This is a genomic window from Maribacter sp. Asnod2-G09 (genome assembly GCF_045063795.1).
GTDB lineage: Bacteria > Bacteroidota > Bacteroidia > Flavobacteriales > Flavobacteriaceae > Maribacter.
The window spans coordinates 622,678-639,937 of record NZ_JBEFOA010000004.1 but is presented as its reverse complement, the minus strand read 5'-3'; the positions used below and the strand labels follow the sequence as shown (position 1 = coordinate 639,937).

At 39.9% G+C, this 17,260-nt stretch carries 3 protein-coding genes; all 3 read left to right on the top strand.

From position 1 onward, the window contains the following. The first annotated feature begins 460 nt into the window (after positions 1-460). Genes ACJJVT_RS09760 through ACJJVT_RS09750 form a run of 3 tightly spaced genes read left to right on the top strand, consistent with a single transcriptional unit; the run spans position 461 to position 16,886 of the window. Entirely contained in the window at positions 461-13,978 is a 13,518-nt protein-coding gene (locus ACJJVT_RS09760) for a gliding motility-associated C-terminal domain-containing protein (protein ID WP_405398269.1), read from the top strand. A gap of 26 nt (positions 13,979-14,004) precedes the next feature. Further along, positions 14,005-14,937: a type IX secretion system membrane protein PorP/SprF gene (locus ACJJVT_RS09755; RefSeq protein ID WP_405398268.1), complete on the top strand. Its 933-nt coding sequence runs from the start codon at positions 14,005-14,007 to the stop codon at positions 14,935-14,937. An 11-nt stretch (positions 14,938-14,948) separates the two neighbouring features. Next, positions 14,949-16,886: an OmpA family protein gene (locus ACJJVT_RS09750; RefSeq protein ID WP_405398267.1), complete on the top strand. Its 1,938-nt coding sequence runs from the start codon at positions 14,949-14,951 to the stop codon at positions 16,884-16,886. Positions 16,887-17,260: the final 374 nt, after the last annotated feature.

The following is a 17,260-nucleotide window of genomic DNA, read 5'->3' as shown; positions in this document are numbered from 1 at the left end:
CAGTTCTTAAATACTGAGAGTAGAATTTCTGTAGGAAGGATAAGTTTAAATTAGCAGCTTGTTAATAAATTTTTTGTAGGAATATTTTGGTTGACCAATTTAGTGTGCGCCTGAATTTTACACTTGCTAACAAAGATTTGGGTGAAATTAGAATTTGAATATTTAGGCTTGTATGACCCGTTATTATTAGGTTTAACTTAAAAAATTCATTTTATAGAGGTCCGCCTGTTTAAAACATGCTCTCGAAACGACTGTTATACTTGACTTCATCGATAAAAAGCTTCATTTTTCAGATTTTTAACATACAGAAATCGTCTATTCTCATACAACTATCTTCATTTCACAACAAAAAATATATCATAGTTTGGTCTTGAATTAACTTTGTGGTTATAACAAATGTTTTGTAGTCCTACACTTACTTTTAAGGTAGTCTAGAAAAACGTAAACACTAACCCCCATTATGAAGTTTTCATTGAAACTTAAGTTTTTAGTAGTATTCTTTATACTATTTTACTCTGCTACTAGTATAGCACAAATCGATAGTCCCCGATACACGGTGAACTTGACACCTCAAAATTTGGCTACCTGTGGAGGTGTCAACAATTCTCTTGAAGAAGTTTTCATAAGGGGTAATAACCCTACGTGTCATGACTTTAGTATAACTTTTGACCTTCCGCCTGGTGTGGAGTATGTGTCAGGGACAGCAATTATAACTTCGCAAATAAATTCATTTGGTAATCCAATTGCTACAAATCAATATTCAATCGGAGAAGGGGGAACACCCTCTGACCCGATTTTTACTATTTTGCGACCTAGTGATGGTACATGGGATAATGGGGACGAAGTAATTTTTACTTTCGAACGTAGTGCAAATTGTGATGCGGTAGCGCATTCTAATTCAGGTGGACTTTTTAAGGATGCTCATACTATTAACTTTCAAGACATTAATGGAGCCAATTCAGATTCTGATACGGAAGTAACTATAGCTTCTTATCCGTTATTGGCAGCTTCTTTAAATATTTCTGCCATACCAACTGTTGATGCAAACGTTGGCGAATCGTATACAAGAGATATTACACTGGCACAAGGTGGTAATGGCTGTACGGAGACTTTTACATATTATGTAGATTTAGGTGAAGATGTAGATGATATTTACACACTATCATATAATGGTACACTTTTAACTCCTGTTACAACAACGGGTCAGGTTTTGACGTATAACATAGATTTAAATGTAGCTCCTTTTGCAGGGGCTGTTGGCAATAATGATAATTGCTTTGATAATGGGGAAGTAATTATTTTTCAAGAAGCCTTTAGGGTAGATGACTGTTTAGATACCGCTATAGTGCATAATACCTATTGGGGTTGTAGCCCTGGCGAAACCTGCCAAGCAGCAGAACCACAAACAGGTTCTTTAAATTTTGGTGCCAATGTGCCAGATATAGCCATTACAAAAGTTGGTTCTACTACGCCAGATTTATGTGGTGCAGTTACCTATACTATTAAAATAGAAAATACGAATACCACTGTAGGTTCTATGGCTTTAGACTTAGGTATTAATATTGGTAGAGGTGCAAATGGAAGTCCGATTTCAACAGCAGATTCTAATCCTTTATGGGGCTATGGGAGATTTGAAACGCGACAGTTTTCAAATTTTAGATTTGGAACAAACCCTTCTTTTACACCTAATGATCTAGCAAGTGATACTTATGCAACTACGACAACGAACGTAATACCGCCAGATTTTTTCAATTCTGATCCTGATGGACCAGGAGGTTTTGATGATTTGGATAATGACGGATATTACGATGATTTAGCGCCAGGCCAAGCTATAGAACTATCTTTTGACTTTACATTAACACCAGAAGATGATTGTGGTGTAGCTAGATTAGATTATTTGGGTTGGGAGCATAACTATATAGATACTTATTTTAAAGATCAATGTAAAAGTGATCGCATTCCAGAACGTGTAGATATCGGGTATTTCAATATTATTAGAGATTACCAAGATGTAACAGAGGTAGAAGCGCCTACAGATATTGTTAATAATGAAGATTTTGTGGTAAGTATCGCCCCGGCATTTTATGCTGGAGGGGCAGGTTTGCCTACAATAGATGGTGTCCCTATGTTTTCTAATGATGCCTCTTCTGTATGGAGTATAACACTTACAGTGCCTACGGGTATGGCGTTGCAAACACCTTTACCGGCTGGTTTTACGCAAAGTGGGAACGAAGTAACGTATTCTACAACAGACATGTATGCAGGAAGATTTAAAGAATGGGTAGATTTTCCAATGACTTTTACATGTGGCCCAAATGGTAATCAAGCAATACCTTATAAAACAAATTATACGGCAACAAGTGGTGCCGGAGTTTGTTGGACACAAGATATTCATTGTGGTACGGTAAATATTTATACGCATTGCCCAGGTGGTTGTGTCGGTCCTGCAATTGAAGGTTTTACCGCTAGAAGACTTACTGCTGGTTGGACAGATGATACCATGACCACTAAAGTTGTATTAGATGATAATACAGATGGTATCAACAAATACTTGGCAGGTGATCAAATGAAGATTACCACTACGGCTTCTATTAACAATATTTCTTTAGATAACCTTTATTTCGATCTAACATATGATACGGCTAGTTTAGCTGCTGGTGGTGCGGGAATTATAACATTGATAGATACAAAAGTAACCATCAATGATAATAGTGCAGGTACTTCTGCTTCGCGTGAAATTACTACGGCTCCAATTTTAACCACTAATGGTTCTACGGAGCACATGCTAAGTTTTGATTTAAGCGATGAAAGAGATGTAATAAGCGCCGCTTATTTATATGAAGGCGATGTCACTGATAGAGATATCGTTGAAGTTGAATTGACTTTTGAATTTAGTAAAACTTTTCAAGACATAGCTTATTTTGAACTTACCAATTTAAGAGGGGAATTCTATGCCTTTACAGATTATCCTGCGAATACAGCACCAAATAGAGTAGGTTGTGATACTTGGGGAGATAGGGCTTATTATTCACGCCCTAGAATTTATGGAGGTAACCTATCCCATGCTACTAATGGTTGTACACCATCTAACGGTGTCATATATAATATGATAAAAAATATGGCACCGGCTGATATGCATGCAGATGAATACAGACCTTTGACATTATGGACATCTACTGTAGTAGATATTCCAGAGGGTGCTAGATTTACCGGAAATATAACCTCTATACAGTTTCAAGGTGCATATTCAACTGCTACAGGAGAATTCATAGCTACAGAAAGTGGAGATCAAATAATTATTACTCCTGGTCCTAATTTTATAAACCGAGATCAAGGTAGTTTAATAATACCCCGATTATATGTTGAGTTTATGGGTACTTGTGAGTCACCTGCTTCAGCGCAGTATGACTTTACCGTTAATTATGACGATTTTGCATATGCAACCCCAGTACCAGCAAGTTATAGCTATACTAACACTTTTACTTATACACAACCTACTTTTATAGTGCAATCGCCACTACCTACGGTTAATGGAGATGCATATACAGTAGATTTTGATACGAATATCAGTAACACCAGTCCAGAAGATGTTAATTATAACTGGCTGCAAGTTACTGCTCCAGTTGGTATAAATATTACTAGTGCATTTTCTGTCGCTGCCGGTACTGAAACTCCAGTTAATTTTTATCAATCGGGTGATAAAACATGGATTGAAGCTGGTAATGTTCCTACAGGTGCTACAAAATCTATACGATTCAAGGCAGACTTTGTTGACTGTCAAGATTTAACCGTTCTTGTAGAGCATGGGTGGGATTGTTCAGGTTACCCTGGCTATCCAGATGCAAGCATAGATACTTCAGATTTTCAGGGAGTGGGAGCAACTTGTTATCAGAATTCTACTTCTATAACATTAGAGCCAAAAGGTTCGCAAGTACAGGTAGGTATTACTGATCAACCTAGTACGGCACAAGATTTATGTACTCCGTTTAATATTGGAGTTGATGTAATTAGTGCACAATTGGGAGATTTAATATATCCATCTTTACAGTTTGCCATTCCTGGTGGAGCTGATGGTATTACTATAGTAAGTACAAATGTTACTTATCCTAAAGGGTCTGCTGTTGCAGCTGATACTCAGGCGGTAACAGTTACTATAGAAAACGGTATAGCTAAAGTAAATTTATTGGAGCATACAGGTATACTTGCTTTAAATGGTATAAAAGGTAATCCTGCTGTCAACTCTATAAATGAAAGAACCGCACATGTTGATCTTGAAATTCAATTGGAGTGTGATTTTATATCCAATTCTGAATTTACCTTTAAGGTATACGGTGAAGAGCCATGTGGAGATCCTGCGGCTGGTAATGGTTCTAGAATAGTTTCTAATCCTATTCAGGCAAATGGTGCTGTGGCTCCTTATAATGCAATAAGCAATATTTACTTACCTGGTTCGCCTATCCAAGGTTGTGGCGTAACAGATAATATAAATATAGTTACTACAATTACGGGCGGTACCACAGGTAGCTCAGATTTTGGAAAAATAATACTAAGATCTGGTATAGAATATGTTGATGCAACCTTTGCAAGTGCAGATGGAGCTACATTCAATAGCATAGCAACTGTCGGAGACCATCAAGAATTAATATTGAACTACCCGGCAAGCGTTGTTGCAGGTTCTGAAATTAGATTCAATTTTGATTTTATAACAACAGATGAAGGTATATGTGATGACACTGCAGAAGTACAAATTGTAAATTATGTAACGGTTACAGGAATAACTTGTTCTACAACTAATTGTGCAGACTTTCAAGTAGCTACAGGTTCTTCTTATGAGGTAATGCCTTTAGAAAAACCAATTTTGGTTGGAACGCCAAATGATAGTTTCTTTTCGGTAGACACAAGCAATAACTATGAATATCACATATCTCTAGATATCGAAAACACGGCTCTTGTAGATGCAGATGCTGGTTATGCATATAGTGTATACTGTGCAGATGTCAATGGTGATATCGATGGCGCTGCTATCGCAACGGGTACAATAGCTGATGCAATTCCTAATTCGTCTACAATTACAGATGAAATTGTATTCACTACTGCCGGTGCCGCTTGTACAGGTACAAACTTTATAGTAGAGTTTTTACCTTCAAGTACAAACTGTCAGTGCGAGGCTATCCTAATTCCTGTTTCTGTAGCTTCAGGTGCTCCATTAGATTTAGATGATGATAATGATGGTATACCAGATGTTATTGAAGTTTATAATGGCGATGCAGATGGTGATGGAACTTTAGATTATGAAGATCCGGATTTCTGTGCAGCAACCTTTGATGGTGTTAACGGATGGGATTGTGTAACAATGGGCTTACCTGATCCAGATGATGATTTAGATGGTGATGGTACTCCGAACTACTATGATACAGATTTCCCAACTTGTGGCGGATTAAATGCGAACGGTATATGTATCAATTTTGATACCGATGGCGATGGTATTCCAAATCAATTAGACCTAGATTCTGACAATGACGGTATTACTGATATTGTTGAGGCAGGTTCAGGTAATATAGATGCAGATGGCGATGGTGTTATAGATATTCTTACAGATATAGATAATGATGGTCTTGCAGATGTAGTTGATAATGATACTACAGACGGACCGGAAGGTAGTGCACCTTGTACTCCACAAAATGGTTGTGTTCAGGTAAACTCAACTTCAAATGTTTTTGATACAGATGGAGATGGTACTACTGATGATAGTGGAGATTTTGATGGCGACGGTATACTAAATGCTTACGATTTAGATAGTGATAATGACGGTATTTTAGATACGGTCGAAGCACAGACTATAAGCGGCTTTATTGCTCCTGGTGCTATTGATCCATTAACAGGTATTCCTGCTGTAGGTTCAGATACAGATGGTATTGATCCAATTGATACAGATGGTGACGGTAATCCAGATTACTTAGATTTAGATGCAGATAACGATGGTATCACAGATACTTTAGAAGCCGGTGGCGAAGATGTTGACGGCGATGGTGCTGTAGATGGTTTTGTTGATGCTGATGGTAACGGTGTTGCCGATAGCGTAGATACTACGCCTTTACCAGATGAAGATTCTGATAACGACGGTATTCTAGACAGATTAGATTTAGATTCTGATAATGACGGAATTACAGATACTATCGAAGCTGGTGGTATGGATGGTGACGGTGATGGTATCATTGATACGTTCCTGACCGATACAGATAATGACGGACTTGCAGATAGTGTTGACCCAGTTGGTCCTACTACGCCAGGTACTCCTATTCCAAATCCGGATTCGGATAATGATGGTTTAGATGATAGAATAGATTTAGATTCTGAAAACGATGGTATTCCAGATGTTATAGAAGCTGGTGGTTCTGATCCTGATAACGATGGTAGAATCGGTACTGGTTCAATAGATGATGCAGATGGTGACGGACTTTCAGATATCGTAGATCCAGATGATAATACGACAACTGACTTAGCAGATGGTACAGGTACTCCATTACCAATAGATAATTTTGATGGTGATAGTGCTCCAAATCATTTAGATATAGATTCAGATAATGATGGTATTACAGATACTACTGAAGCTGGTGGTACAGATGCTAATGGTGACGGTGTAGTAGATGGTTTTGATGATACCGCTACAACAGATGGTTGGGATGATGCTACGGCTTTATCTCCACTTCCAATACCAAATACAGATGGTACAGGTGGTGTAAACTATTTAGATATTGATGCTGATGATGATGGTATTCCAGATAACGTAGAAGCACAGACAACTGCTGGGTATATTGCCCCTGCAGATGCTGAAGCTACTAACGGTTTAGATACTAACTATCCTGTTGGTTTAACTCCTGTAAGTACAGATGGTGATTTAATTCCAGATTATTTAGATAATGATTCTGATAATGATGGTGTTAGTGATGTAGAGGAAGCTGGTCAAGGTACAATTACAGATCCTTTAGCCGATGCTGATAATGACGGATTAAACGATGCTTTCGATGATACCCCTGGTAATGATGTAAACAATGATTTAGATACTGGTGCAATTGCAACAGATAATGTAGATGATTTAGATACTGCTGAGGTTGATTTTAGATCGATATTGGATTCAGATAACGATGGTATTATGGATACCGTTGATATTGATGATGATAATGACGGAATTTTAGATACCGATGAAACAGGTGATACAGACGGAGACGGTATTCCAGATAGTATTGATTTAGATTCAGATAACGATGGTATTCCAGATTCTATTGAAGCTGGTGGCACTGATGATGACGGCGATGGTCATATAGACTACCCAACTCCTGGTGATCCAACTTCTATGACAGATACCAATAATGACGGACTTGCAGATGAAATTGCAACGACTCCTTTACCAGATGAAGATTCTGATGGTGACGGTATTGAAGATAGAATAGATTTAGATTCAGATAACGATGGTATTCCAGATGTAACAGAAGCTGGTGGTCCAGATGCAGATAACGATGGTGTTATAGACACCTTTGCTACAGATACAGACCGCGATGGTTTGGCAGATAGTGTTGATCCTGCAGATGCAACTACTCCTGGTACTCCTTTAGAAAATCCTGATACGGATGGTGACGGATTTGATGATAGAATAGATACTGATTCTGATAACGATGGTATTCCAGATGTAACAGAAGCTGGTGGTTCAGATCCAGATAACGATGGTGTTATTGGAACAGGAACTATTGATGATGCAGATGGTGACGGACTTTCAGATATCGTAGATACAGATGATAATACAACTCCTACGGCTACAGATGGTCCAGGTACCGCTTTACCAATCGATAATTTTGACGGTGATGCAAATCCTAACCACTTAGATATAGATGCTGATAATGATGGTATTCTAGATGTAGTTGAAAATGGTACAGGTCCTTTAGATACCAATAATGATGGTGCTATTGACAGTACTGATGATGTATTCTTAGATGCAAATGATAATGGTCAAGCTGATGCTACAGAAGGTACAGCCCCATTAAATACAGATACTACAGGTGGTGCAAACTACGTAGATATTGATGCAGATGATGATGGTATTCCAGATAATGTAGAAGCACAAACAACGGCAGCTTATGTTGCCCCAGATAATGCTTTTGACGCTGAAGGTTTAGATACCCAATATTCAGGTGGTATAACGCCAGAAGATACAGATGGTGATTTAATCCCAGATTACTTGGATCCTGATTCTGACGATGATGGTACGCCAGATATTATTGAAGCCGGACAAGGAACATTGACTGATCCTTTGGCTGATGCTGACGGTGACGGATTAAATGATGCTTTTGATAATACTCCAGGTTTAGATGTAAACAATGATTTGGATACTGGTGCAATCACAACGGATAATGAAGATGATTTAGATACCGCTGAGGTCGATTTCAGATCTATATTAGATCGTGACCAAGATGGTATTATGGATATCGTTGATCTAGATGATGACAATGATGGTATTTCTGATTTAGATGAGTCTAACGGGGTTGACCCAAGTGCCGATGATGATAATGATGGTATCGTAAATTATTTAGATGACGATCCTGCAGACCCATTAGTTGGTGATGTGAACGGAACTGTAGAGCCGGCATTCGATTTTGACGGTGACGGTATTCCTAATCATTTTGATATCGATGCTGATAATGACGGAATCTTTGATGTGTACGAAGCTGGTAATGATGCTTTAGATACTAATAATGACGGAGTTATCGATAGTGTTGATGACAATTTTGAAGATACTAATAATGACGGTCAAGCAGATAGTTCAGAAGGTACAACGCCACTGAATACGGATACTACAGGAAATGCAGATTTCTTGGATATCGATGCAGATGATGATGGAATCCCAGATAATGTAGAGGCACAACCTACAACAGGTTATATTGTTCCTGCAGATGCATTCAATAGAGATGGTGTTGATACAAATTATCCAAATGGTCTAAGACCAGAGGATACAGATACAGATTTAACTCCAGATTATATAGATGCAGATTCTGATGCTGATGGTACTCCAGATGTCATAGAAGCTGGTCAAGGTGCAATCACAGATTCATTGGCTGATGCTGACGGTGATGGATTAAATGATGCCTTTGATGATACTTCAGGTAACGATGTCAATAATGATTTAGATACAGGTGCAATTACAACAGATAATGTAGATGATTTAGATACTGACGAGGTAGATTTCAGATCTATTTTAGATCGCGACCAAGATGGTATTATGGATATCGTTGATCTTGATGATGACAATGATGGTATTTCAGATTTAGATGAAGCCAACGGAGTTGATCCAAGTGCCGATGATGATAATGATGGTATCGTAAACTATTTAGATGATGACCCTGCTGATCCGCTTGTTGGTGATGTAAACGGAATTGTTGAGCCATCATTCGATTTTGATGGTGATGGTATTCCAAATCACTTTGATATTGATGCTGATAATGACGGAATCTATGATGTGTACGAAGCTGGTAATGATGCTTTAGATACTAATAATGATGGTGTTATTGACGGTATTGATGACAATTTTGAAGATAATGATAACGATGGTCAAGCTGATAGCTCTGAAACTACTTCACCTATCAATACAGATACTACAGGTAATGCAGATTTCTTAGATATTGATGCAGATGACGATGGTATTCCAGATAACGTAGAAGCACAAACAACTGCTGGGTATATTTCTCCTGCAAATGCTTTTTCTAGAGATGGCGTAGATACAAACTACCCTAACGGATTAAGACCTGAGGATACGGATACAGATTTAATTCCTGATTACTTAGACTTAGATTCAGAAGATGATGGCATTTCAGATATGTTAGAAGCAGGTCAAGGTACGTTAACAGATCCTTTAGCTGATGCTGATGGAGACGGACTTAACGATGCATTTGATGATACGCCAGGTAATGATGTCAATAATGATTTAGATACTGGTGCTATTGCAACCGACAATGAAGATGATACAGATTTGACAGAAGTTGATTTTAGATCGGTATTGGATTTCGATCAAGATGGTACTCCAGATACGGTAGACCTTGATGACGATAACGATGGTATCTCAGATTTAGATGAAGCTAACGGAATCGATCCAAGTGCAGATGATGATAATGATGGTGTTCCAAACCATTCTGATGATGATCCAAACGATCCATTAGTTGGTGATGTAAACGGAACTACGGAACCAGCGTTCGATTTTGACGGTGATGGTATTCCAAATCATTTTGATATCGATGCTGATAATGACGGAATCTTTGATGTGTACGAAGCTGGTAATGATGCTTTAGATACTAATAATGACGGTGTTATCGATAGTGTTGATGACAATTTTGAAGACAACAATAATGATGGTCAAGCAGATAGTTCAGAAGGTACAACACCACTGAATACCGATACAACCGGAAATGCAGATTTCTTGGATATCGATGCAGATGATGATGGTATTCCAGATAATGTAGAGGCACAACCTACAACAGGTTATATTGTTCCTGCAGATACTTTTAGTCCAAATGGTGTAGATACAAACTACCCGAACGGATTAAGACCTGAGGATACAGATACGGATTTAACTCCTGATTATTTGGACGATGATTCTGATGACGATGGTATTAGTGATGTCTTAGAAGCTGGACAAGGAACTCTAGTAGATCCTTTAGCCGATGCAGATAATGACGGATTAAACGATGCTTTCGATGATACCCCAGGTAACGATGTCAATAATGATTTAGATACTGGTGCTATTGCAACAGATAACGAAGATGATACAGATGTGGCTGAGGTAGATTTTAGATCAGTACTTGATTTCGATCAAGATGGTATTCCAGATACGGTAGATCTTGATGATGATAACGATGGTATCTCAGATTTAGATGAAGCTAACGGAATCGATCCAAGTGCCGATGATGATAATGATGGTGTTCCAAACCATTCTGATGATGATCCTAACGATCCATTAGTAGGTGATGTAAATGGTACAACTGAACCAGCATTTGATTTTGACGGTGATGGTATTCCAAATCACTTTGATATCGATGCAGATAATGACGGAATCTATGATGTATACGAAGCTGGTAATGATGCTTTAGATACGAATAATGATGGAGTTATCGATGGTCTTGATACTAGTTTTGAAGATAATGATAACGATGGTCAGGCTGATAGCTCTGAAACGACTACGCCTATCAATACAGATACGACAGGAAATGCAGATTTCTTAGATATCGATGCTGATGATGATGGTATTCCAGATAACGTAGAAGCACAACCAACAACTGGTTATGTGGTTCCTGCAAATACTTTTGATGTTAATGGTGTAGATACGAACTACCCTAACGGATTAAGACCTGAGGATACAGATACAGATTTAACTCCTGATTATTTGGATGATGATTCTGATAACGATGGTATTAGTGATGTCTTAGAAGCTGGACAAGGGACTCTAGTAGATCCTTTAGCCGATGCAGATAATGACGGATTAAATGATGCCTTTGATGATACCCCAGGTAACGATGTAAATAATGATTTGGATACTGGTGCAATTACAACAGATAACGAAGACGATGCAGATATGGCTGAGGTTGATTTTAGAGATGTTCTTGATTTCGATCAAGATGGTATACCAGATACGGTAGATTTTGATGACGATAACGATGGTATCTCAGATGTAGATGAGGCTAACGGAGTTGATCCAAGTGCAGATGATGATAACGATGGTGTTCCAAACCATTCCGATGATGATCCTAACGATCCATTAGTAGGTGATGTAAATGGTACAACTGAACCAGCGTTCGATTTTGATGGTGATGGTATTCCTAACCACTTTGATATCGACGCGGATAATGATGGTATCGTAGATGTTGTGGAAGCTGGTAACGGTGACCTTGATACAAATAGTGATGGTGTTATTGATGGTCTTGATACTGGTTTCGCTGATACTAATGATAACGGTCAGGCTGATGATTCAGAAGGAACGACTCCACCAAATACTGATGGTACAGGTGAAGCTAACTTCTTGGATATCGATGCAGATGATGATGGTATTCCAGATAATGTTGAAGCACAACCTACTGATGCGTATGTCGTACCGGCAGATGCTTTTGACACAGTTGGATTAGATACCAATTACCCAGGCGGAATTGAGCCAGAAGATACCGATATGGATGGTATTCCTGATTATATCGATACTGACTCAGATGCAGATGGTGTAAGTGATGCTTTAGAAGCAGGTCAAGGTACTATGACAGATCCATTAGCAGATGCTGACGGAGATGGTCTTAATGATGCTTATGACGATACACCGGGTAATGATGTAAACAATGATTTAAATACAGGAGCCATTGCAACGGATAACGAAGATGATGCTGATTTAACTCAGGTAGATTTTAGAGATATCCTTGATTTCGATCAAGATGGTATTCCTGATTATATAGACCTTGATGACGATAACGATGGTATTTCAGATTTAGATGAAGCTAACGGAATCGACCCAAGTGCAGATGATGATAACGATGGTGTTCCAAACTATTCCGATGATGATCCTAATGATCCATTGGTTGGTAATGTAAACGGAACAACTGAACAAGCGTTCGATTTTGACGGTGACGGAATTCCTAACCACTTTGATATTGATGCCGATAATGATGGTATCGTAGATGTAGTGGAAGCAGGTAACGGGGCACTTGATACGAATAATGATGGTGTTATCGACAGTAACGATACTGGGTTTGCAGATACGACCGGTAACGGTCAAGCAGATAGTTCAGAAGGAACGACCCCACCAAATACCGATGGTACAGGTGAAGCTAACTTCTTGGATATTGATGCCGATGATGATGGTATTCCAGATAACGTAGAAGCGCAGCCTACCTTAGCGTATGTTGTTCCTGCTGATGCTTTTGATGCAAGCGGATTGGATACAAACTATCCAGGTGGATTGGTTCCAGAAGATACGGACGGTGACGGAACTCCAGATTACTTAGACCTTGATTCTGAAGATGATGGTGTGCTAGATATTGATGAAACGGATGAAGGTACCTTTACAGGTGTTGATTCTGACAATGATGGTCTAGATGACGGCTTTGACAGAACTCCTGGTAACGATGTAAACAATGATTTGGATACAGGTGCCGATGGTACTGACAATGACGACGATGCTACGACACCAGAAGTAAACTTTAGAGAAATAGGTGATAGTGATGGTGACGGTGTTCTTGATACGCAAGAAGAAGCAGACGGTACAGATAAAAATGACCCATGTGATTACGTAATAGAGAATATTACGCTTGATTTCTCAGGTGATTATCTTGTTGCAGATTGTGACGGTGATGGTGTTCTTAACGGGCAAGAGCTTGAAGATGATACCAACCCAGAAGATCCTTGCGATTATTATGAAGGTAGTATTACCGTTGAACAAGGTGGCGATTATTTGATCTCTGATTGTGATGAAGATGGTCTAACCACTTCTCAAGAATTAGCGATAGGTACTGATCCAGATAATCCAGATACTGATGGCGATACGATACTTGACGGACAAGAGATTATAGATGGTACAGATCCATTGAATCCTTGTGACTCATTAAACGGTGTGCCAACTTTAGCGGCAGGTTGTGATCCAGAATTGGTAGAAACAGGTATCTCTGTTATCAATGAAATCATAACACCAGATAATGATGGTACCAATGATGAGTTCTTAATAGATAATATCGAGTCTTACCCGAATAACACGGTACAGATTTATAACAGATGGGGTGTCATAGTGTATGAGATGAACGGTTACGATAATGTTACAAACACTTTTAAAGGCGTTTCTAACGGAAGGGTAACTATTTCAACAGACGCGAAGTTACCTGTAGGTACATATTTCTATATAATCAAGTATAATAATAATGGTGATAACTTAAGTAAAGCCGGTTATTTATACGTAAACAGATAAAAAAATTCCCCTTAAAATAAGATACGATGAACAAATATTTTCTAACCATTATAATTACCGTTGCGGGACTTTTCATGGGCCATGCCCAGCAAGACGCGCAGTACACGCAGTACATGTACAATACGATATCGGTGAACCCTGCGTACGCAGGTTCCCGAGGGGTGTTGAGCATCGCCGCACTGCACCGTTCGCAGTGGGTGGGGCTTGACGGCGCACCGACGACACAGACACTGAACTTCCATACACCGGTATCGGACCATGTAGGTCTTGGCCTATCGGTGGTGAACGACGAGATCGGTAACGGTACCAATCAAGATACCTATATCGATGCCGCGTTCAGTTATACGGTAAATACCTCGGAGGAAGGAAAGCTTTCCTTCGGACTAAAAGCCGGCGGACACCTGTTCAACGTGGATTTTACGAAGCTACGTAACTACGGTGCGGAGACGAACCTGCCGAACATCGATAACAAGTTCTCACCGAACTTCGGTGCAGGGATCTATTACCATACGGATCAGTTCTATGCGGGGCTATCGGTACCTAACTTTTTACAGACCGAGCATTTCGACAGTTCCGATTCGAACAGTTCGAGCCTTATCGCACAAGAGCGTATGAACTTTTACCTGATCACGGGCTATGTGTTCGATCTAAAGAACAACGTAAAGTTCAAGCCGGCGGCATTGATCAAGGCGGTAAAGGGAGCACCTTTACAGGTAGACCTAAGTGCGAACTTTTTGTTCAACGACAAGTTTTCTTTGGGCGCGGCGTACAGATGGGACGCGGCACTCAGCGCACTGTTCGGTTTTCAGCTGAACGACCAGTTCATGATAGGCCTGGCATATGATAAGGAAACGACCGATCTTGGAGCGACAAGGTTCAACGACGGTTCTTTCGAGATCATGCTGAGATATGAGTTCTTGAACAAGTACAAACGAGTGATCACCCCAAGATTCTTTTAATAAAAAACGACATGAAAAAAACAGGATATATTTTTTGTGGCTTGGCGGTAATGGCTATGATGGCAAGCGCACAGGACAAGAAGATCAAAAAAGCGGATACAAAATTCACGAACTATGCCTATGCCTCTGCCATACAATCGTACGAGCAACTGGTAAAGGACGGGTATACCGAAGAAGAGGTATACAAAAATTTAGGGAACGCAAACTATTTGAACGCGAACTACGAAGAGGCCTCTAGCTGGTACGGCAAGCTGTTCTCACTTGAAGGAGCGGATATCGACCCGGAATATATGTACCGTTATGCACAGACATTGAAGTCACTTGAAAACTATACAGAATCCGATCAGTGGATGAACAAGTTCAAGAGTGCAAAAGCGAACGATCAACGTGCCATCACTTTTGGAGAAAACCAGGATTATCTGGAACAGATCGAGGAACGTTCTGGGAGGTACGAACTAAAGAACATAGGGCTGAACTCGAAGGTATCGGACTTTGCGCCCTCTTTCTATGAAGAAGGACTGGTCTTCTCGACGGCAAGGGACAGCGGACTGCTCACGAAGAACATCCATAGATGGAACAACGGTTCCTTTTTAAATCTATATAAAGCGGAACAGGATGACCAAGGCAACTTTACCGATGTGGACAAGCTGAGCAAGAAACTGAACAAGAAGACCCATGAATCGTCAACGGCATTCACCAAGGACGGAAGCACGATGTACTTTACACGTAACAACTCTGACGAAGGCAAGTTCGAAAGGGACGAAGAAGGGGTAAGTAGATTAAAAATATACAGGGCAAAATTGATAGAAGGCGAATGGAGCGAAATCGAAGAACTGCCTTTCAACGGGGACAGCTACTCGGTAGCACATCCAACGCTGAACAACGATGAAACCAAATTATACTTCGCTTCCGATATGCCGGGAACGAAAGGGGAATCGGATATCTACGTGGTGGATATCAACACGGACGGTACATTTAGTACACCGAAGAACCTAGGACCAAGAATCAACACGGAGGCAAGGGAGACCTTTCCGTTCGTAACGGAATCGGATAAATTATATTTCTCTTCGGACGGGCATCCGGGACTAGGGGGACTTGACGTCTTCGCTACGGACCTGAACAACGAAAGGGGAGAGATCTACAATGTAGGACGCCCTTTGAACGGAGAGGAAGATGACTTCTCGTACATTATCAACGAAGAGACCAAGAAAGGCTTTTTCGCATCGAACAGAAAAGGCGGACAGGGCAACGACGATATCTACAGTTTTGTAGAAATGACGCCATTGGACTTCACCTGCCATACCGCAATAACAGGAATCGTGAAGGACCAAAAGACCAATGCACTATTAACGGATGCATCGGTAACGGTATACGACAAGGATAACGAGGTAGTATCAAGTTCACAGACCGATGCCAACGGAGCTTTTGAAATGGAAGGCAACTGCGCAGAAGGTAGTTATAAGGTAGTGGCGACCAAGACGGATTACGAAGAAGGCAACAAGACCTTCATGACCGTAAAAGCAGAAGACGCCATGGGCATAGAGATCGTATTGGCACAGGTAGACCCATCGGCACCTGTAGGCACCGACCTTGCGAAATACCTGAACATAGAACCGATCTACTTTGATTTCGATAAGTACTTCATTAGGGAAGATGCCAAGATCAGCATAGAAAAGGTATTGGCATACCTTAACGAATACCCAAGTGTCAACGTACAGGTACGCTCGCATACCGATTCAAGGGCGAACGATGCGTACAACATGAGATTATCCGCGAACAGGGCAAAGGCAACAGCCGATTACCTAATAGCAGCGGGCATCCCGAGCAACAGAATCTCATACGAAGGTTATGGCGAAACGGAACTTACCAACGGCTGTAGCAATGGTGTTCCATGTAGCAAAGAGAACCATCAACTGAACAGAAGATCAGAGTTCATTGTGGTGGAATAAATAACAAATATCAAAATATATTGAAAAGGGAAGGAGCATAGCTCCTTCCCTTTTTTTGTTTTAAAATAAGACTACAAAGCTCGTGTGTATTTCGTCCGATTTTTTAAATGAGAAGATGAAATAGGATCTAATTTATGACTACAAAAACATGAAATTCTTACAAAAATAGAAGTCCTTGAATTCGTTGTAATTGCTAGTGTTATCGATGAAATGCATCTTTTTAATAAATTTTCGTATACAAAAATGGTCATTTCACAACAAAATGGTCTTGGCAGGCAACATATGTTGACAACTAATCGAGTTCTCTTTCTACTTTTAGGAAAAATTGCCATCATGGTGTAGCTTAAGCCCTACATTTATAATTTTATCACTAA